This is a genomic window from Lysobacter sp. CFH 32150, assembly GCF_022758295.1.
In the GTDB taxonomy this organism is placed as follows: domain Bacteria; phylum Pseudomonadota; class Gammaproteobacteria; order Xanthomonadales; family Xanthomonadaceae; genus CFH-32150.
In genome coordinates this window covers 207,969-226,141 of the sequence record NZ_JALDWJ010000003.1, presented here as the reverse complement: position 1 = coordinate 226,141, position 18,173 = coordinate 207,969, and the positions used below count along the sequence as shown (strand labels likewise).

The following is an 18,173-nucleotide window of genomic DNA, read 5'->3' as shown; positions in this document are numbered from 1 at the left end:
ACACTGACGCTGTCAGCATGCCCGCGATCGCCGACATTCCCGCCAGCCAACAGGCCAGGACGATTCCTTCTGTAACGGCCACCAATGGTCAGGCCGCCGGCGCGCGCATCCGCACCTTGATGATCAGCACTTCGTTCCCTGCCGATCTCAACGACTGGCGCGGTTTGTTCATGCGGCACAAGGCCGATGCCATGGCCCGTCGCGATGACATCGCGTTGCATTTATGGGCGCCTCCCGGCGAAGCGCACCCTGATGTGATCTTCGATCTGCAGGCTGACGAGAAGGCTTGGCTGACCGAACTGATGGCGGCCGACGGCATCGCCCATCTGTATCGACGCGGAGGGCTGGCTGGGTTCAGCGCCATACTCAAGCTGATGGCGTTCCTCCGGCGCGTTTATCGACGCAACAGCACCACCGACATCCTGCATGTGAACTGGCTGCAGAATGCGCTGCCGCTTCCCGCCAATGGTCGCCCGTTGCTGGTGACCGTGCTGGGCACCGACATGCAGCTGCTGAAATTGCCGTTGATGGGATGGTTGCTGAGGCGGGTTTTCCGCGGCCGGGAAGTCACGATATGCCCGAATGCCGAGTGGATGCTGCCAGCGCTGGAGGAAGCATTCGGCAATGTCGCCGCGATCCAGTTCGTCCCCTTCGGCATCGATCCGTGCTGGTTCCAGTTGCAACGCGCACTTCCCGAAACCGGCGCGCAGAAATGGTTGTGCGTGACACGGCTGACCAAGGGCAAGCTCGGTACGCTGTTCGAATGGTGCGGGCCGCATTTCGCGGATGGCAGCCGTGAGCTGCATCTGTTCGGCCCAATGCAGGAACAAATTGAGCTCCCTGAGTGGATTCGTTATCACGGCCCGGCCTCACCGGACGCGCTGTGCCGCGACTGGTTTCCGCGGGCGCATGGCCTGATCACGCTCAGCCAGCACGCCGAAGGACGCCCGCAGGTGATGCTGGAGGCGATGGCCGCCGGACTCCCGATCATCGCCTCACGATTACCGGCGCATGCCGACTTGATCCGCCATCGTGAAAATGGGTGGCTGTGCGAGAGCCCCGAAGACCTGAGCGATGCCCTGGCAGTGTTAGCTGATCCGGCTGCCAATTTGAGAATCGGCGCGGAAGCGCGAAAGTGGGTCACCGCAGAGATCGGCACCTGGGACGACTGCGCCGAGCGCTATGTCCGCTTGTATCGCCAATTGCTCGACAGGACTGCAACGTGAACGATGCAATCCTGGTGCTGGGAGCATCCGGCTTCATCGGCCGGCACCTCTCGGAAGCCCTCGCACGCGCGGGCGTGCCGGTCATCGCCGCGACCAGAAGCCCGGCAGCTTTCGCGCATCCGGGCATCGTGAACGCGGTTGCTCCGTTCGACGCACCCGATCAGTTTGCGCCACTGCTGGCGCGGTGCCAGGCAGCAATCCATGCCGCATCCATCAGTACTCCGGGCAGCAGCACCGCGCAACCACAGCTGGACGGCAACCTGCGCACCACCTTGGCCTTGATCGAAGCGCTTCAATCTTGCCCGGATCGGCGCCTGGTCTACTTGTCATCGGGCGGCACCTTGTACGGTGATCGCGATCGCGCCGCACGAGAAGACGACCCACTACGCCCTCGCTCCTACCACGGCGCCGGCAAGGCCGCAGCCGAACACTTCGCGCAGGCATGGGCCACGCAATACGATGGCACGGCGGTCTTGTTGCGTCCCTCCAATGTCTATGGCCCTGGGCAACTGCCACGCACTGGATTCGGCATCATCCCGACTGCCTTCGACTGCATCCTGCGCGATGACCCGCTGACTGTCTGGGGCGACGGCGGCACGGTTCGCGATTACCTGTACGTCGACGACCTGGTCGCATTGTGTGGCTTGGCGCTGACCCGCGACCTTCCGCAGGGTACGCACACATACAACGTCGCCTATGGCGAAGGCATTTCCCTGAACACCCTGTTGGACGCCATCGACGGCATTACCGGACAGACGCTGCGACGCGACTACCAGTCCGCTCGCCGCGTCGACGTGCACCGAATCGTCCTGGACAACAACGCTGCGCGCACCACTTTCGGCTGGCAGCCAGCGACACCCCTCGAGCAAGGACTCCGCCAGACATGGCAGTGGTTCATTACCCGGCCGTAGGCGGGCCGGCGAGGCCTGCGATTTCCATTTGCATTGCCAATTACAACGGCGAACAACTGCTGGTCGATTGCCTGGAGTCGGTCTTCTCCCAGCAAGGGGATTTCAGCTACGAAGTCATCGTCCACGACGACGCTTCCACCGACGGATCGGTCGCCTGGCTTCGCGAGCGCTATCCACAGGTCGAACTGCTGGCGAGTGACACCAACGTGGGCTTCTGCATCGGCAACAACCGCATGGTCGCCCAGGCGCGCGGTGAATTCGTGCTGCTGTTGAACAACGATGCGGCGCTTTATCCCGATGCCCTTGCGAGTCTATTGGCAGCTGCCCGCGCACAGACACCGACTGGCATCCTGACGCTGCCGCAGTACGACTGGCAAAGCGGTGCGCTGGTCGACCGTGGCTGCCTGCTCGATCCGTTCTACAACCCGGTGCCCAACCTCGATCCAAAACGACACGATGTGGCCATGGTGATTGGCGCCTGCCTGTGGATTCCGCGCAGCCTGTGGCAGCAATTGGGCGGGTTCCCGGAATGGATCGAGTCCATCGGTGAAGATCTTTACCTGTGCGGGCAGGCCAGGCTGCAGGGTGTTCCAGTGCAGGCCTTGAACAGCAGCGGATACAAGCACTGGCAAGGCAGGACTTTTGGTGGCAACAAGCCGCATGAGGGCCGGTTGCAGACCAGTGCCCGCCGCCGTCAGCTGAGCGAACGCAACAAAACCGCGGCACTGTTCATGCTGACACCGGGCATCACGATGTGGCCACTGCTGGCTGTCCACCTGCTGGCGCTGTCCCTGGAAGGCATGCTCATCCCTCTGCTTGTGCGCGACCTGCGCCTGGGTCGGAACATCTATTGGCCGGCGGTCTCGCTGCCGTTCCGGAAGTACCGCATGCTGCAGGCTCTACGCCGCCTGCAACAACAGCAGCGCAAGACCAGCTTGCGCAGTTACTTCAGTTGCATGGTGCCGTTTCCGCGCAAGCTCCAATTGCTGTTGCGTCACGGCATCCCTCGCATCCGCTGATCCTGCAGACGCAGGCCCTTCGTCAGGGCAGCGCGATACGCTCAAGAGGAACGGGACGCCGCGACCAGATGCCGCAGCAGCGCTTCCCGGACACGGGGAGCGGCCAACATGGCCGCAACCAGCACCAGCCCGGCACACAGACCGAGCTTTACGATTTGCAGCATGGGGGAACCGAACGACGGCACCAGGAAATGCAACGTTGCAGCCATCGCGGCAGCAGAAAGCAGTGGCAAGCCGACATCCTGCAGATACCACGCCTGCAGTTCCGTTGGCAGAAGCCGCCGGTGCATCAACGGCATCATCGCGATGAAGTACGCCGCATTGAGCAGGAGCCACACCCACGCAGCGCCAATGGCGCCATGCCTGGGCACCACCCATAACAACGCAGGGATGACTGCAGCGATCGCCAGCACGTTGGCGCGGATCACCAGGCCAGTCCACCCAGCGGCCAGCTGCAGGTAGTACGGCACCGTCACAAGGCCATTGAGCAGGGTACCGATCGACAGCAGCACAACCAGCTTGTGACTGCGCGCCACCAGCTCGCCATCCATTGTCCACAACCTGAGAATCTCGAAACCAAAGACGACCAACATGATCGTGATCGCGGACAAGGCCACGCTGACCATCTGCGCGGCATCGTGGTAAGACGCCGCCAGCCCGGATTTCGTGCCGCGGTCGAATTGTTCGACAAAGCGTGGGAAGAACGCCTGGGAGGTGGGACCCACCACGGCCAGTGGCAGCTGCGCCACGACGACGGCAAAGGCGTAGTAGCCAAACGCCTCCAAGCTCAGCAGTCGTGATAGCAGGATCTTGTCCATCTGCGTCAACAACAAGCTCAGCGCGGTGATTACCATGGTCCCTGCCGCGTAGCGCCAGATGCTGCGCAGTGCCTGGAGCGAAAACACGACCTTGGTCGAAGCTGGCGGCAACTGGCGGTAACAGGCGCCGGCAAACAGTGCCACGGCTGCGATCGAGACGAGCAGTTGCCAGACGAAGAAGGCTTCAATGCTCGGCGAGACCTTCGCCAGCACCAGCACGGCCCCGACGGCGCGTACCGTCGTTACGAGAGTGGATATCCCGTTCAAGACGACCTGGCGCTGAAGTCCGACCAGGCTGCTGCGATAGATGTTCTCGACAAAGCGCAGACCGACGACCGCACCCATCAGGGCAAGTGCACGTTCAACCGTATCGGTCGACAGTCCTTCGTTTTGCAGCCAACCCGTCGCGAACCAGCCTGACAGCGCCCAGACCCCGATCGTGACCAGCAACGCGACAGCCAACGCAACCGATTCCACGCTGCGCAGCAGGGTACGAATCGCGATCCCCTGGTTTGCGCCAGCGCCGAACCGTGCCATTTCGCGGCTGATCGCCGGTGCCATCCCGCCATCAAGAAGCGACAACATGGCCTGCAACAGGGCATGCACGCCAATCAGCCCATAGGCTTCGACCCCGAGATAACGGATGTATAACGGCACGAAGGCAATCGTCACCAGGCCGTTCCAGCCTGCCCCGAGATAATTGGCCACCAGGTTTCGCTTCAGGGGCATGCAACAGCTCCTGATTTCTGGCGATCGCCATCCAAATCAACAAACCGATGAAGCGCCTGCTGGCCTGCGGACCGATGGCCGGTCGATCCGCAACAGCATGGCCCCAGGTCCCGACTCACTTTATCCGGCGCAGGAACGCATTCGGCCAATAGGTGACGCGCTCCGTGATACTCCCTTCATTGAACGGAAACACCGGTTCCTCGAGGATGAAATCGTCACGTTCTGCAAGGAAATCCTTGACCGCGCTTTGCGGGTTGTCCGTGATCCAGTCTGGATGCGTCCTTGGCGCACCAACCACCTCCTGCATGATGCCGTCGCATGCCACGATGTACGAATCGACTGCGACGAATTCCGCGTAGGCGCGCAGTTCGGCCAGGACATGCGCGCGAGTGTGGTTCGAATCGAGGATCACCAACCCACGGTCGGCCGGCCGCAACTGGCGTCGAACCTGCGAAACCACGTCCGCATCAATCGAAGATCCTTCGATCATGGCAATCAGGTCGGACACCTCATGCGCTTCGATCGCCTGCCGGTTGTGCGGGCGTATCTCGATATCGACGCCAACGACCCGGCCCTTGCCCATGGCCTTGAACAAGCTCGCATAAAAAATAAGGCTGCCGCCGTGCGCGATACCGGTTTCAATCACCACGTCGGGCTGGATCCGATAGAGCACTTCCTGTATCCGCATCATGTCCTCGGGGAGCTGGATGATCGGCCGTCCCATCCAGCTGAACCCATAGACGTACTTCGCGTCCCATCCCGATCGTAACCAGGCCTGGGATAGCAGTCGGAAGGCCTGCGGCGAACCGATCGGATGGCGGTCGACGCCATCGCGCGTATCCACCTCAAGCAAGCCGGCTTCCAGATCAATCTTGAGCATGTGCGAATTTCCTGTAGTGGTTGATCAGCCCCGCGATGCTCGGCAGGACCGGCGTCGGCCGGAACCCGAATTCATTGCGCAGCTTCGATATGTCCATCTGCGGCGCCATCACGCAGGGCGCGCCTTCGACCACCTTCAGCGTGGCGCCTGTTGTCGCGAGAATCGGTTCCAGCAGTTGCGCGTGCGTCAGATTCTGCCCTGACCCCAAGTTGTAGCAACTGTCGCGGCCACTGAGCGCAATCATTGGCAAGATGCGGACCACATCTTCCAGCAGCACGTAGTCCTTGGCCGAAGCCAAGTCGCTGCGAAGCTCGATCACGCCCGAGTCGCAAGCACTCCGGATCAGGTCGTATAGGAAATTCTGCGAACGAAAATCCTGCCCGACCACGTTCGCAAGCCTGACGACGCGTGCACTGGCATGCCCACTGGCGTGGCAAAGCGCTTCGCTGGTGAGCTTGGTCAGGTCATAGAAATCCTCGGGATCACTGGCCTCCACGCAGATTCTCGTTGCCTCCCCGCTTTGCGCCGCATGCCGGTACAACCGGGCCGACGACAGGTACAAGAAGGAATCGAACTGGTCCTTCTCGAGTATCTCGGCGACCAAGCCCGTATTCGCCCTGAAGGTATCGAAGGGACGCGTGCGGAAGTCGGCGGTCACGCCGGCCGCGTAAACCACATGCCCCAGCGGGCGATCAAGGATGGTGCCGGCACTCCGGTCCGGCGCGGACACGCTATGCCCGGATGCGCGCAAGGAGTCGCACAATGCGCTGCCGATGAACCCGCTGGCCCCGATGACGGTGAAGTTCATCCACGCACACCCAGCTTCTGCAAAGGATTGCCGCCATAGATGGCGTAGGGCTCCAGTTCGCCACGAACCACGGATCCTGCAGCGATGACGCAGCCTTGGCCGACCCTCGCCCCGTCGAGGAAAACGCAGTTGGCGCCAACCCAGACATCGTCGCCCAGTACGATTCCGCCTTTGCTCGGGCGGAATCCTTGTTTCGTAATGGGAGTGTCCCTGCGCGCGTACTCGTGGTTGACCGGGGCAAACGTACAGTTGGCTGCAATGGCAACGCCACGGCCGATGCGAATCCCGTTGCCCGTGTACAGCACGCAACCCGAATTGATCGTCGACCCCGCACCAATGATGCAGTCGCCTGCCCCACCAACCGGTTTGATCTTGACGAAGGCATCGATGACGACATCTTCCGATATTTCAATACGCGTACCGCGCACCGAATCCTCGATGTCGGCCAATGGCGAAATTCGGCTACTGGGGTGGACGATGATCACGGCGGGAAGACTCCGAGCCTGGGAATCGCGGTAACAAACCGGCCACCCCATTCGACTACGTAGTCGAGCTGGGACTGGATTTCATCCTTGAGATTCCAGGGCAGAATGACCACGAAATCCGGCTTGGCCACCCGCAAGTGGTTTTCGTCGACGATGGGAATGCGGCTGCCTGGCATGTATTTGCCTTGCTTGGCATCGTTGCGGTCGGCCACGAAGGCCAGCAGATCCGGCCGGACACCGGCAAAATTCATCAGCGTATTGCCCTTGGCCGCCGCGCCATAGGCAGCAACAGTCTTCCCTTGGCGTTTGGCTTGGAGCAGGAACATGAGGAATTCGTCCTTCGCCTGTTCTGCACGCGACTGGAAGCCCTCGTAGTAGCCAGGAGTCGCCACCCCAGCGCTCGACTCAGCCTGTTCGATACGCTCAAGGCGCGTCGTGCGCGCATTGCGCCCCGTATCGCTGCGCTGCGCGAACAGGCGCAGGCTGCCACCATGCGTCGGGAGTTGCTCCGCATCGAACACCGCCAAGCCGTTGGCCGCAAAGATCCGTACGACCGCGGTCAGCGACAAGTAGGAATAATGTTCATGGTAGATGGTGTCGAACTGGCCGCCTGTCACCAGTTGGAGCAAATGCGGAAACTCGAAGGTTGCGACGCCATCGGCCTTGAGCAAACTGGCGAACCCGGCGACGAAGTCGTTGATGTCGGGTACATGGGCCAGAACATTGTTGGCCACCATCAGGTCGGCCTGCATCCCGCGATCGCCCAGTGACTTCGCCAAGCGTACGCCGAAGAAATCCTCGACCACGTCGATGCCCTTGGCGCGCGCAGCCGCAGCGGTGCTGGCGGTCGGTTCGATGCCGGTACAGCCTATCCCATGCGCCTTGACGTACTGCAGGAGATAGCCGTCATTGGCGGCGACCTCGACGACATGGCTACCCGAGTGCAGCCCGAAGCGGGCCACCATGTCGTCCACGTAACGCTCCGCATGCGCGAGCCAGCTGCTGGAGAATCCGCTGAAGTAGGCATATTCGGCGTCGAACAGTTCGTGGGCTTGGGCAAAATCCTGTGTCTGCGCCAACCAGCAGTTTTCGCAAACGAGTACGCGCAAGGGAAACCATTTTTCAGGGGCCTGCAATGCCTGTCTGGTCAGGTAGGCATTGGACGGAGGAGCGCTACCCAGATCCACCAGCGACAACGTGAGTTCGGAAGCACAGTGGCGGCACTTCATGCCTCCACCCCGCGAAAATTCTCGGTCATGAATGCATGCGCGGAATCGCGCGGCGACATCTCGGCGATGGGAACCGGCCAGCGGATGGCAAGACCAGGATCCTCGGGATGCAGGCCGGCCTCGAACGCCTGCTGGTAGGCCTCCGTGTGGAAGTACAGCAGCTCGCAGTCGTCGCTCAGCGCCTGGAAGCCGTGGGCGAAACCTTCCGGAATCATCATGGTCCGATGATTATCGGCAGACAGGATTTCTGCATGCCAGCTGCGGAACGTAGGCGAATCGGGCCTCAAATCGACGGCGACATCAAAAGCCTCGCCGCGCAGGCAGCTTACGAACTTGGTCTCGGCATGCGGCGAACGCTGGTAATGCATGCCGCGCACCGTGCCCATCCGCAATGTCAACGAACGATTGATCTGCACGATACTCCGCCCCACAAGGCACCCTTCGAATTCGTCCGCACAATAGAGACGCTCAAGATAGCCACGACTGTCGCCGATGGGCATGCGTTGGATGATCTTGAGCCCGCCAAGCGGCGCATCAAGCACTTCGAAACGACGCGTCATGCCGGGACATCCGCAAGATAGTGGCGGATCTGTTCCAGGCCGAAGGTGTGCATGTCCGCGCCCTCCTTCCAGGCACGTTGCCAGGCGACTGTCTGTGCAAGTGCATGCTGCAGCGACCAGCGTGGCGCCCACCCGAGCTCGTCGCGTGCGAGCGTGCTGTCGAGACGAAGCAACCCGGCCTCGTGCGGATGCCCGCTGGCAGGCTCGCGCTCCACGCGTGCGTTTCCACCCCAGAGTCGCGCAATTTCCTCGGCCACCTCGCCGACGGTGGCATCGCCGCCGGCATCGGGTCCAAAGTTCCAGGCGCGGGCGAAGTCGGCGCCATCGGGCGCCAGCAAATGCTCCGCCAGCTTCAAGTAACCCGCCAATGGTTCCAGCACGTGCTGCCAAGGGCGGACGGCATCGGGAAAACGCAGCTGCACTGGCTGGCCGAGCGCAAACGAACGCAGGCAATCCGGAATCAGGCGATCGATGGCCCAGTCGCCACCGCCGATCACGTTGCCTGCCCGTGCGGTCGCTATGCGTGCCGAATGGCCGGTTCTGGCGTTGAAGAAACTGTCGCGATAGCTCGCGGCCACGATCTCCGCGGCGGCCTTGCTGGCGCTGTACGGATCATGTCCGCCCAGCGCATCCGCTTCTCGATAAGGTTGCTGCCACTCGCGATTCTCGTAGACCTTGTCGGTGGTGACCACCACGATGGCGCGGATCGAAGCAATGCCACGGGCCGCTTCCAGCAGGTTGGCCGTTCCCATGATGTTCGTGGCAAGCGTGCCAAGGGGATCGCGATAGCTCTCCCGCACCAGGGATTGCGCGGCAAGGTGGAAGACCACCTCCGGCTGCGCTTCGTGCAGCGCCGCCTTGAGCCGTGGAAGGTCTCCCAGATCGGCGCGCACATCCGAGGCCAGTCCCAATGCGATACCAGCGGCATCGAACAGGGCCGGCTGACTCGGCGGGCCAAGTGCATAGCCGTGGACCCGGGCTCCGAGCTCCTCCAACCATAGCGCCAGCCACCCACCTTTGAAGCCGGTATGTCCCGTGACGAAAACCGGCAGGTTGCGCCAGACGCCGGCGCCGGATTTCACCAGACTTTCCATGGCGCCTTGCCGGTTGCCCAGAGGTCCTCCAGGAGCGTCTTCTCCCGCAGCGTATCCATCGGCTGCCAGAACCCCTGGTGTTCGAACGCCATCAACTGGCCCAGCCTGGCAAGCTCCGCCAACGGTTGGACTTCCCAACTCGTTTCATCGCCTTCGATCAGATCGAGGCAGCGTGGGGAAAGGACAAAGAAACCACCGTTGATCAGACCGCCATCACCACGCGGCTTTTCCATGAAGCCCAGGACATTCTGTCCATCCATCTGAAGGGCACCGTAGCGTCCTGGTGGCTGCACAGCCGTCACCGTCGCCCATTTGCCATGGGCCCGATGGAAAGCAATCTGGCGGGAAATATCGAGATCGGCAACACCATCGCCGTAGGTGAAACAGAACGCGTCCTCGTCCTGGATGTAGCGCGCAACGCGCCTGAGGCGGCCGCCGGTCATCGTATCGTCGCCGGTATCCACCAGCGTCACCTTCCAGGGCTCCGCGTTACGCTGATGTACCTGCATCTGATTGCTGGCCATGTCGAAGGTGACGTCGGACATGTGCAGGAAGTAGTTGGCAAAATATTCCTTGATGACGTAACCCTTGTAGCCACAACAGATCACGAACTCGTTGACGCCATGTGCGGAATACGTTTTGAGGATATGCCACAGGATCGGCCGACCGCCGACCTCGATCATCGGCTTGGGCCGGAGATGTGTTTCTTCGGATATCCGGGTGCCAAGACCACCGGCAAGAATCACAGCCTTCATGCGTCCTCTCCCAACACAGATCGTGGCTTAGACATGGCGGTTACGTACTGACTGGCGTGCAACCCATGCGGTGTAACGCCGGCGTCCCATGGCTAGCGCCCAGGTAAACACGCGGATCAGGCGGGAGCCGTGCACCCCCCTTAGCACCAGCATCGATGCCCAGCCAAAACGCTGCTGCATCAGGCTATGGGAATGGACATGCTCGAAACTGGATTTGTCTGCCGCCACCAAAACCGTAAGCGCCTGCTTGAACCAGGAGAGCAATCGGCCTCGCACCGGAATTCCGTTCCTCCCGCAGAACTCACGGTACAGCCTTGCCTCGGTGATCGCTGCGTCGACCAGGGCTGCCGGGTCCAGCCGGTGGACTGAAGATGCGTTCCCGCCGTGATTGTCCCAGTACCCGGTCACCGTCTTGCTGATGACGGCATCGTACTTGGCAAACATGCAGGTCAGCAGCAACCCATCACTGACGATGCCAAGAGCCGGGTCGAAGTAGAAGTCGCCCTTCGTCTCTGCCCGGAAGAGGCAGTTGGTGACCAATGGGTAATGCCCCAGCAAACACTTCGATACGGCACTGCCCGACTTGTAAAAACCTTCCCGCCAGTAATCGAGCTGGCTCTTGACTACCTGGCCGTCGATGCGGGTCGGAGCGTTGCAGGCCACGAACCCTGCACTTTGATGGCCCGCGAAGCACTGCATGGCGGTTTCGATGAAACAGGGCTCGTATTCGTCGTCATCGGTGAGCACGGTGAAGAAGTCGCTGTTCGCAAGACCTTGGATGGCATTGAAATTGGCCATCATTCCGATGTTCTCCGCGTGCCGTACCAGCCTCACCCTGTGGTCGGAAGCCATCAGTGATGCCATGACCACCGGCGTATCGTCCGTGGAATGGTTGTCGAGCACCACGACTTCCACGTCGCTGAAGGTCTGGCCCAGGACGCTTGCAACCGCCTTGGCTAGCCGCTCCGACCGATTGAAGGTGGGTATGAAGACCTGCACCTTCATGATCACACCGCCATGACCCGGCGATGGCCGCCCAACCCCCTCCGAACCCGTATCCAAACAGGCAGCCCGTCGCCCTGCATCTGCGCGTCTGGTTCAATCATGCCGGCGATAGGTCAATGCCGTGATCTGCTCCGAGACCAACCCGATCAGGAAGACGATGACGGCGGCGCTGAGCAACAACGCACTCATGTTGGTAAAACGACCCGATGTAGTGAAAGTCCAGCCGTAATAGCCCGCACCGAGCAGGAAAAACAGAAATCCGACTGGCGCGAAAAGTTTCAGTGGCGAGTACAGCGTGGCGATCCTGAAGATAATCAACAAGAAACGCAGACCGTCGCGCAATGGACGGATATGGCTGCGGCCGATGCGCTGCGCGACCGCCACAGGTACGTAGCTGACGGGATAAGCGCTTCGGAAGAAAGCCATGGTGCAAGTAGTGGGGTAACTGAACCCATTCGGCAACAGGTGCAGGAACTCGCGAAATTTGTCGGCACGTACCGCGCGGAAACCCGAGGTCAGGTCGGCGACGCGGTGACCGGTCATCCAGCTGGCGAGGCGGTTGTACAACGCGTTGGCCAATCCGCGCCCGGCATTGGCTTGCCCGTCCGCGCCGCGCGCTCCCACGGCCATGTCGAAGCCGGCTTCGATCCGTTCCAGCAGCTGCGGGATCTGCGCCGGATCGTGCTGGCCGTCGGCGTCCATGAATACGAGGATATCGCCGGTGGCAGCACGGGTGCCGCGCTTGATCGCCGCGCCGTTGCCCATCGAGTAAGGTGCGGACAGGACGCCCGCACCAAGTTCGGAGGCCACGGCCGCGGTGGCGTCGGTAGAGCCATCGTCGACCACGATCACTTCCGCCGTGGGCAGCACAGCCCGTAGCGCTGGCAGGGTCCGCCGCAGCCCCTCGACTTCGTTCTTGGCTGGCAGGATCACCGAAACGCGCATACAGCCTCCCCTTTCCGTGAAAGGGTACCGTGAATTCACGTCCGGAAAAGAGACGGCGATCCGTTGTGTTAATGAGGGTTTGCGGTACAGTCGGCGTGGGAAACTAGGGGACATGGCGATGGCAACCGTCGCGACTGCCAATCTGGTGGGCATCACCGGCATCGCCCGGCGTTTGGTGCTGGACGGCGCACTTGAGGAAGGCGTCGCCCGCGACGCCATGGAGAGCGCTACCCGCGAGCGCAAGCCGCTGGCGACGTTCATGGCGGAGAAGAGGCTGGTCAGTCCAGCGCAGTTGGCCGCGGCCAATTCCGCAGAGTTCGGCATGCCGATTTTCGACGTCTCGGCGCTCGACCCGGCTCAAAGCGCGATCAAGCTGGTCAGCGAAGAACTCGTGCGGAAGCACAATGCCCTGCCGTTGTTCAAACGCGGCGGGCGCCTGTTCGTCGGCGTGACCGATCCGACCAACAGCCACGCGCTGGACGAGATCAAGTTCCACACCAACCTGGTGGTGGAACCCATCCTGGTCGACGAAGACCGCATCCGTCGCACGCTTGACTCGTGGCTGGAGTCGGCCGATGCGCTGGGCGATGCTGTCTCCGATGACGAGGGGCTGGAAGGCCTCCAGGTCAGCGGCGGTGAGGAAGACCTGAGTGCCGACACCGGCGTCGACGCCAAGGGCGACGACACCCCAGTCGTCAAGTTCATCAACAAGGTCCTGGTGGACGCGATCCGCCGTGGTGCCTCGGACATCCACTTCGAACCCTACGAAACCGAATTCCGCGTGCGCCTGCGCATCGACGGCCTGCTCAAGCAGGTCGCCAAGGTGCCGGTGAAGCTGCACCTGCGCATCGCTGCCCGTTTGAAGGTCATGGCGCAACTCGACATCGCCGAAAAACGCATACCGCAGGACGGTCGCATCAAGCTCAACCTGTCCAAGACCAAGCAGATCGACTTCCGTGTCAGCACCCTGCCAACCCTGTTCGGCGAAAAGGTGGTGCTGCGTATCCTCGACGGCGGCGCGGTCAAGCTCGGCATCGACAAGCTCGGCTACGAGGAGGAACAGAAAAACCTGTTCCTTGAGGCAGTGCAGAAGCCCTATGGCATGGTGCTGGTGACCGGCCCGACCGGCTCCGGCAAGACCGTGTCGCTGTATACCGCGCTCGGCATCCTCAACGACGATCACCGCAACATTTCCACCGTCGAGGATCCGGTCGAAATCCGCATGCCGGGTATCAACCAGGTGCAGATGAACGTCAAGCGCGGCATGACCTTCGCCGCTGCGCTGCGCTCGTTCCTGCGCCAGGATCCGGACGTGATCATGGTCGGCGAAATCCGCGACTTGGAAACGGCCGAAATTGCGATCAAGGCCGCGCAGACCGGTCACATGGTGCTGTCGACGGTACATACCAACGACGCGCCGCAGACCATCGCGCGCCTGATGAACATGGGTGTGGCGCCCTACAACATCACTTCGTCGATCTCACTCGTGATCGCCCAGCGCCTCGCCCGTCGCCTGCACGACTGCAAGCGCGAAGTGCACCTGCCCGACCATGCGCTGCTCGCCGAGGGGTTCACCGCCGACGAGATCCATGCCGGGCTGAAGATCTACGATGCGGTCGGCTGCCCCGACTGCACCGAGGGCTACAAGGGTCGCACAGGCATCTATCAGGTGATGCCGATGTCCGATGAGATCCAGGACATCGTGCTCGCCGGCGGCAATGTGCTGCAGATCACAGAAGCCTCCAAGCAGGCCGGGGTAAAGGACCTGCGCGCATCAGCCCTGCTCAAAGTGAAGAACGGTCTCACGAGCCTCGCCGAGATCAACCGCGTGACCAAGGACTGATGCGATGAAAACCCTCGGTGCGGGACGCCCGCAACGATCACCATTCGTAACTGATACCGTCTCCGCACTGCATACAGCACAGGAAATTCGCCCATGGCCGTGACTCGATCCGCCGCAAAGACCGCAGCGAAGGCCGCCACTCCCCGGGCCGTCCGCCGTCCCGACCCGCTGACCACGTTCGTGTGGGAGGGCAATGACAAGCGCGGAACCAAGATGAAGGGTGAGCAGGCGGCGAAGAGCCCCAACCTGCTGCGTGCCGAACTGCGCAAGCAGGGCATCACCCCGACCATGGTCAAACCGAAGCCGAAGCCCTTGTTCGGCAGTACCGGCAAGCGCATCACGGCGAAGGACATCGCAGTATTCAGCCGACAGATCGCCACCATGCTGAAGTCCGGCGTGCCGATCGTGACCGCGATGGAAATCATTTCCGGCGGCCAGAAGAATCCAAAGATGCGCGATCTGGTCAACAGCATCCGGTCCGACATCGAGAGTGGTTCGTCACTATCGGAGGCGTTGGGCAAGCATCCGGTCCAGTTCGACGAGCTCTTCCGCAACCTGGTCAAGGCCGGCGAATCGGCCGGCGTACTCGATACCGTCCTCGAAACGATCGCGACCTACAAGGAAAACATCGAAGCCCTCAAGGGCAAGATCAAGAAAGCGATGTTCTACCCTGCCATGGTCATCGCGGTGGCGCTGATAGTCAGTGCGATTCTGCTCGTGTTCGTGGTCCCGCAATTCGAGGAAGTGTTCAAGAATTTCGGCGCTGATCTGCCCGCCTTCACCAAATTGATCATCGGCTTCAGCAGGTTCATGGTCGCCTGGTGGTGGGTGATCCTGTTGACGGTGGTCGGAAGCGGAATCGCGTTCATCATGGCCAAGAAGCGCTCGATAGCGTTCTCGCACTTCCTCGATCGGTTGATACTGAGGATGCCGGTGATCGGCCAGATCATGCACAACGCTGCGCTCGCCCGCTTCTCCCGCACCCTGGCGGTTACCTTCAGTGCTGGCGTGCCGTTGGTGGAAGCACTGGACACGGTTTCCGGCGCTTGCGGCAACACCGTCTATGAAAAAGCCGTGCTGCGGATTCGCGACGACGTTGCAGTCGGTTACCAGGTCAACATGGCGATGAAGCAGACCAACCTGTTTCCGCACATGGTGGTGCAGATGACCGCGATCGGCGAGGAGGCTGGCGCGCTCGACACCATGCTGTACAAGGTCGCCGAGTACTACGAGCAAGAGGTCAACAATGCGGTCGATGCGTTGGCCAGCCTGATCGAGCCCATCATTGTGGTGATGCTGGGCGTGATCGTCGGCAGCATGGTGATTGCCATGTACCTGCCGATCTTCAAGCTCGCGGCAGTCGTGTAAGGGCCGCAAGAAAGCATGGCCTTCCTCGACCAGAACCCCGGCCTCGGCTTTCCTGCCGCGGCCGGACTTGGGCTGCTTGTCGGCAGCTTCCTCAACGTGGTGATCCTGCGCCTGCCCAGGCGGCTGGAATGGCAGTGGCAACGCGATAGCCGCGAGATCCTCGGCGAGCCGGAGGTTTACGACCCGCCGCCGCCCGGCATCGTTGTCGAACGCTCGCACTGTCCGCACTGCAAACGCGTGCTGTCGTGGTACGAGAACATCCCGGTTGTCAGTTACCTGATCCAGCGCGGGCGCTGCCGCGGCTGCGGCACCCACATTTCGCTGCAGTATCCGCTGGTGGAACTGCTGACGATGCTGCTGTTCCTCGCCTGCGTCTGGCGCTTCGGCTTCGGCTGGCAGGGCTTCGGCGCGATCCTGCTGTCCTGTTTCCTTGTGGCGCTGACCGGCATCGACCTGCGCACCAAGCTGTTGCCCGACCAGCTCACCCTGCCTTTGCTGTGGCTGGGCCTGATCGCGAGCGTCGAGAACCTGTACATGGGACCGAAGGCCGCGCTGCTCGGGGCGATGGCCGGCTATTTCAGCCTCTGGTCGGTGTATTGGGTGTTCAAGCAGTTGACCGGCAAGGAAGGCATGGGCCACGGCGACTTCAAGCTGCTAGCGGCACTCGGCGCCTGGGTCGGCCTCAAGGGAGTCCTGCCGATCCTGCTGCTGTCATCGCTGGTTGGCGCCATCATCGGCTCGATCTGGCTGGCGGCGAAGGGGCGCGATCGCGCCACCCCGATCCCGTTTGGTCCGTACCTCGCCATTGCCGGCTGGGTCACGTTCTTCTGGGGACAGGCGCTGATCGACGGCTACCTGCAGTTGTCGGGCCTCAAATAGCACTGCGCCCTGGCAAGCTTGTCCCACCTCGAGTGGGCCGCTAAAAAGCACATATGAGCGACTATATCGTCGGCGTCACCGGCGGCGTGGCTTCGGGCAAGAGCGAAGTCACACGACGCTTCGAGGCCCTGGGCGTATTCGTGGCCGACGCCGACTTGGCCGCGCGCGCCGCAGTTGCGCCCGGTTCACCGGGTCTGGCCGAAGTGACGGCGACGTTCGGCACGGAAGTACTCGCCGACGATGGCAGTCTCGATCGCGTCGCGATGCGCCAGCGCGTGTTCGCCGATACAGACGCACGCCGACGACTGGAAGCGATCGTCCATCCCCACGTGCGCGCGCAACTGCGCCGCGAGTGCGCGGCCGCGCCAGGCCGATACGCCATCGCCGCGATCCCCTTGTTGACCGAAGGGGGAGCTCGCGCAGCCTATGCCTGGCTCGACAGGATCCTCGTCGTCGATGCATCGCGTGAAACGCAACTTGCCCGTCTGGTGCAGCGCGATGGCATCGATGTTGCACTGGCCGAGCGGATGCTGGCCGCACAGGCCGACCGCCGGCAGCGGCTATCGATCGCGGATGACGTGATCGTCAACGACGGACCGCTGCAGCGGCTGGATGCGCATGTCGCGGCGCTGGACATGCGCTATCGCACACTCGCAACGCTCAGCACCTCGTAGCGGCGCCGGGCCAAATACTGCGGATCGCCGCGATTCCCTGTGCGCCGTGCGCACGCCCGATCGCGATGTCGGCCTGCGTCATGCCACCGATCGCATAGATCGGCAACGACACCTGCTCACGCAGCGTAGCGAATCCGGACCAGCCCAGCGGTGGCGCACCGGGATGGCTCGCCGTCGCGTTCACGGGACCGAGCACGGCGAAATCGCAACCGAGCAGTTCCGCCTGGCGCAGTTCGTCGATGTCGTGGCAAGACGCAGCAACCGCAACGCCCGCAGGCATCGGACGCCGATCGATGGCGCGCAACTGCAACGCGCGCAGATGCAGGCCGATGCCAAGTTCTGCCGCGAGCACGGCATCGCCATTGAGCAGCACTTCGGCGTCGTGTTTGCGGCAGCGCCGCACAGCTTCGCCTGCGAGTGCACGCCAACGCGGGGGATCGAGCGTACGCGCGCGCAATTGCACGCGGCGAATGCCTATTGCCAACGCGCGCTCGAGCGCCCCTAGCCACGCGGCATCGTCCGCGCCTGGCTCAGGCGTGACCAGGTAGCGATCGGGTTGCAGCAACGCCGCAACTACTGGGATATCCGCAGGCGGCATCGCATAACTCGCCAGCTTGTGCGGCGGCACCCAAGCCAATGCCTGGCCTTCGTGTCCCTTGATGCTGCCGTGCCAGGAGGCGATCCGCCGAACGTCCAGACGTAGGCGCTTGTGCGGATATTGCTGAGGCACCGTGATCAGTGGAGCGCCGAGTTCGACTTCGATGCCAAGCTCTTCATGCAGTTCGCGCGCCAGCGCAGCTTCGGGCGACTCGTCGGGTTCGCATTTGCCGCCGGGGAATTCCCACAAACCCGCGAGGTCGCGGCCCTCGGTACGACGCGCGAGCAGGATGCGGCCGCGCGCGTCGGTGATGACGCCAGCGACGACGTCGATGGCACGCATCTCAG

General features: G+C 62.2%; 18 protein-coding genes. 7 read left to right on the top strand and 11 right to left on the bottom strand.

The window, feature by feature from the left end; all coding sequences use genetic code 11:
• Positions 1-17 precede the first annotated feature (17 nt).
• The 3 genes from MO486_RS07295 to MO486_RS07285 are packed head-to-tail and all read left to right on the top strand — an operon-like array spanning position 18 to position 3,156.
• The gene (locus tag MO486_RS07295; RefSeq protein WP_242905649.1) at positions 18-1,226 is read left to right on the top strand and encodes a glycosyltransferase family 4 protein; all 1,209 of its coding nucleotides are present in this window, start codon (positions 18-20) and stop codon (positions 1,224-1,226) included.
• Entirely contained in the window at positions 1,223-2,137 is a 915-nt protein-coding gene (locus tag MO486_RS07290; RefSeq protein WP_242905647.1) for an NAD-dependent epimerase/dehydratase family protein, read from the top strand. Before MO486_RS07295 ends, MO486_RS07290 begins: the two co-directional genes overlap by 4 nt.
• Complete coding sequence (locus MO486_RS07285) at positions 2,110-3,156, top strand: glycosyltransferase (RefSeq protein ID WP_242905645.1); 1,047 nt, start codon at positions 2,110-2,112, stop codon at positions 3,154-3,156. The genes MO486_RS07290 and MO486_RS07285 overlap by 28 nt, the downstream gene beginning before the upstream one ends.
• A 41-nt stretch (positions 3,157-3,197) precedes the next feature.
• Here the strand turns inward: MO486_RS07285 and MO486_RS07280 are convergent, their stop codons facing one another.
• The 10 genes from MO486_RS07280 to MO486_RS07235 all read right to left on the bottom strand — a co-directional run bounded on the left by MO486_RS07280 (position 3,198) and on the right by MO486_RS07235 (position 12,464).
• Complete coding sequence (locus MO486_RS07280) at positions 3,198-4,703, bottom strand: oligosaccharide flippase family protein (RefSeq protein WP_242905643.1); 1,506 nt, start codon at positions 4,701-4,703, stop codon at positions 3,198-3,200.
• 115 nt (positions 4,704-4,818) lie between these two features.
• Positions 4,819-5,547, bottom strand: a complete 729-nt coding sequence (locus MO486_RS07275; protein ID WP_242905641.1) for a CmcI family methyltransferase — start codon at positions 5,545-5,547, stop codon at positions 4,819-4,821.
• A gap of 22 nt (positions 5,548-5,569) precedes the next feature.
• Positions 5,570-6,391 carry an NAD(P)-dependent oxidoreductase gene (locus MO486_RS07270; RefSeq protein ID WP_242905640.1) on the bottom strand — a complete coding sequence of 274 codons (822 nt, stop codon included), beginning with the start codon at positions 6,389-6,391 and terminating at the stop codon, positions 5,570-5,572.
• Positions 6,388-6,876, bottom strand: coding sequence for an acyltransferase (locus tag MO486_RS07265; protein WP_242905639.1), 489 nt, complete (start codon positions 6,874-6,876; stop codon positions 6,388-6,390). Before MO486_RS07265 ends, MO486_RS07270 begins: the two co-directional genes overlap by 4 nt.
• Positions 6,873-8,105, bottom strand: a complete 1,233-nt coding sequence (locus MO486_RS07260; protein ID WP_242905638.1) for a class I SAM-dependent methyltransferase — start codon at positions 8,103-8,105, stop codon at positions 6,873-6,875. Before MO486_RS07260 ends, MO486_RS07265 begins: the two co-directional genes overlap by 4 nt.
• Positions 8,102-8,665 (bottom strand): dTDP-4-dehydrorhamnose 3,5-epimerase family protein, encoded by a 564-nt coding sequence (locus tag MO486_RS07255; protein ID WP_242905637.1) that lies wholly within the window; start codon positions 8,663-8,665, stop codon positions 8,102-8,104. Before MO486_RS07255 ends, MO486_RS07260 begins: the two co-directional genes overlap by 4 nt.
• Positions 8,662-9,747, bottom strand: a complete 1,086-nt coding sequence (rfbG, locus tag MO486_RS07250; RefSeq protein ID WP_242905636.1) for a CDP-glucose 4,6-dehydratase — start codon at positions 9,745-9,747, stop codon at positions 8,662-8,664. The genes MO486_RS07255 and rfbG overlap by 4 nt, the downstream gene beginning before the upstream one ends.
• Positions 9,744-10,514: a glucose-1-phosphate cytidylyltransferase gene (rfbF, locus tag MO486_RS07245; RefSeq protein WP_242905629.1), complete on the bottom strand. Its 771-nt coding sequence runs from the start codon at positions 10,512-10,514 to the stop codon at positions 9,744-9,746. Before rfbF ends, rfbG begins: the two co-directional genes overlap by 4 nt.
• Before the next feature lie 27 nt (positions 10,515-10,541).
• The gene (locus MO486_RS07240) at positions 10,542-11,519 is read right to left on the bottom strand and encodes a glycosyltransferase family 2 protein (protein ID WP_242905628.1); all 978 of its coding nucleotides are present in this window, start codon (positions 11,517-11,519) and stop codon (positions 10,542-10,544) included.
• A 93-nt stretch (positions 11,520-11,612) separates the two neighbouring features.
• Positions 11,613-12,464 (bottom strand): glycosyltransferase family 2 protein, encoded by an 852-nt coding sequence (locus MO486_RS07235; RefSeq protein ID WP_242905627.1) that lies wholly within the window; start codon positions 12,462-12,464, stop codon positions 11,613-11,615.
• Positions 12,465-12,582: 118 nt separating this feature from the next.
• On the opposite strand from MO486_RS07235, the gene pilB reads away from it, so the two are divergent.
• The 4 genes from pilB to coaE all read left to right on the top strand — a co-directional run bounded on the left by pilB (position 12,583) and on the right by coaE (position 17,228).
• Positions 12,583-14,307, top strand: a complete 1,725-nt coding sequence (gene pilB / locus MO486_RS07230) for a type IV-A pilus assembly ATPase PilB (RefSeq protein ID WP_242905997.1) — start codon at positions 12,583-12,585, stop codon at positions 14,305-14,307.
• A gap of 213 nt (positions 14,308-14,520) precedes the next feature.
• On the top strand, positions 14,521-15,675 hold the full coding sequence (locus MO486_RS07225) for a type II secretion system F family protein (RefSeq protein WP_242905995.1): 1,155 nt from the start codon (positions 14,521-14,523) through the stop codon (positions 15,673-15,675).
• Between the two features lie 15 nt (positions 15,676-15,690).
• Positions 15,691-16,554 carry an A24 family peptidase gene (locus MO486_RS07220; RefSeq protein WP_242905626.1) on the top strand — a complete coding sequence of 288 codons (864 nt, stop codon included), beginning with the start codon at positions 15,691-15,693 and terminating at the stop codon, positions 16,552-16,554.
• A 53-nt stretch (positions 16,555-16,607) separates the two neighbouring features.
• Positions 16,608-17,228, top strand: a complete 621-nt coding sequence (gene coaE, locus MO486_RS07215) for a dephospho-CoA kinase (RefSeq protein ID WP_242905625.1) — start codon at positions 16,608-16,610, stop codon at positions 17,226-17,228.
• Here the strand turns inward: coaE and MO486_RS07210 are convergent.
• Positions 17,215-18,168: a Nudix family hydrolase gene (locus MO486_RS07210; RefSeq protein ID WP_242905623.1), complete on the bottom strand. Its 954-nt coding sequence runs from the start codon at positions 18,166-18,168 to the stop codon at positions 17,215-17,217. The two genes, coaE and MO486_RS07210, sit on opposite strands and share 14 nt — an antisense overlap.
• Positions 18,169-18,173: the final 5 nt, after the last annotated feature.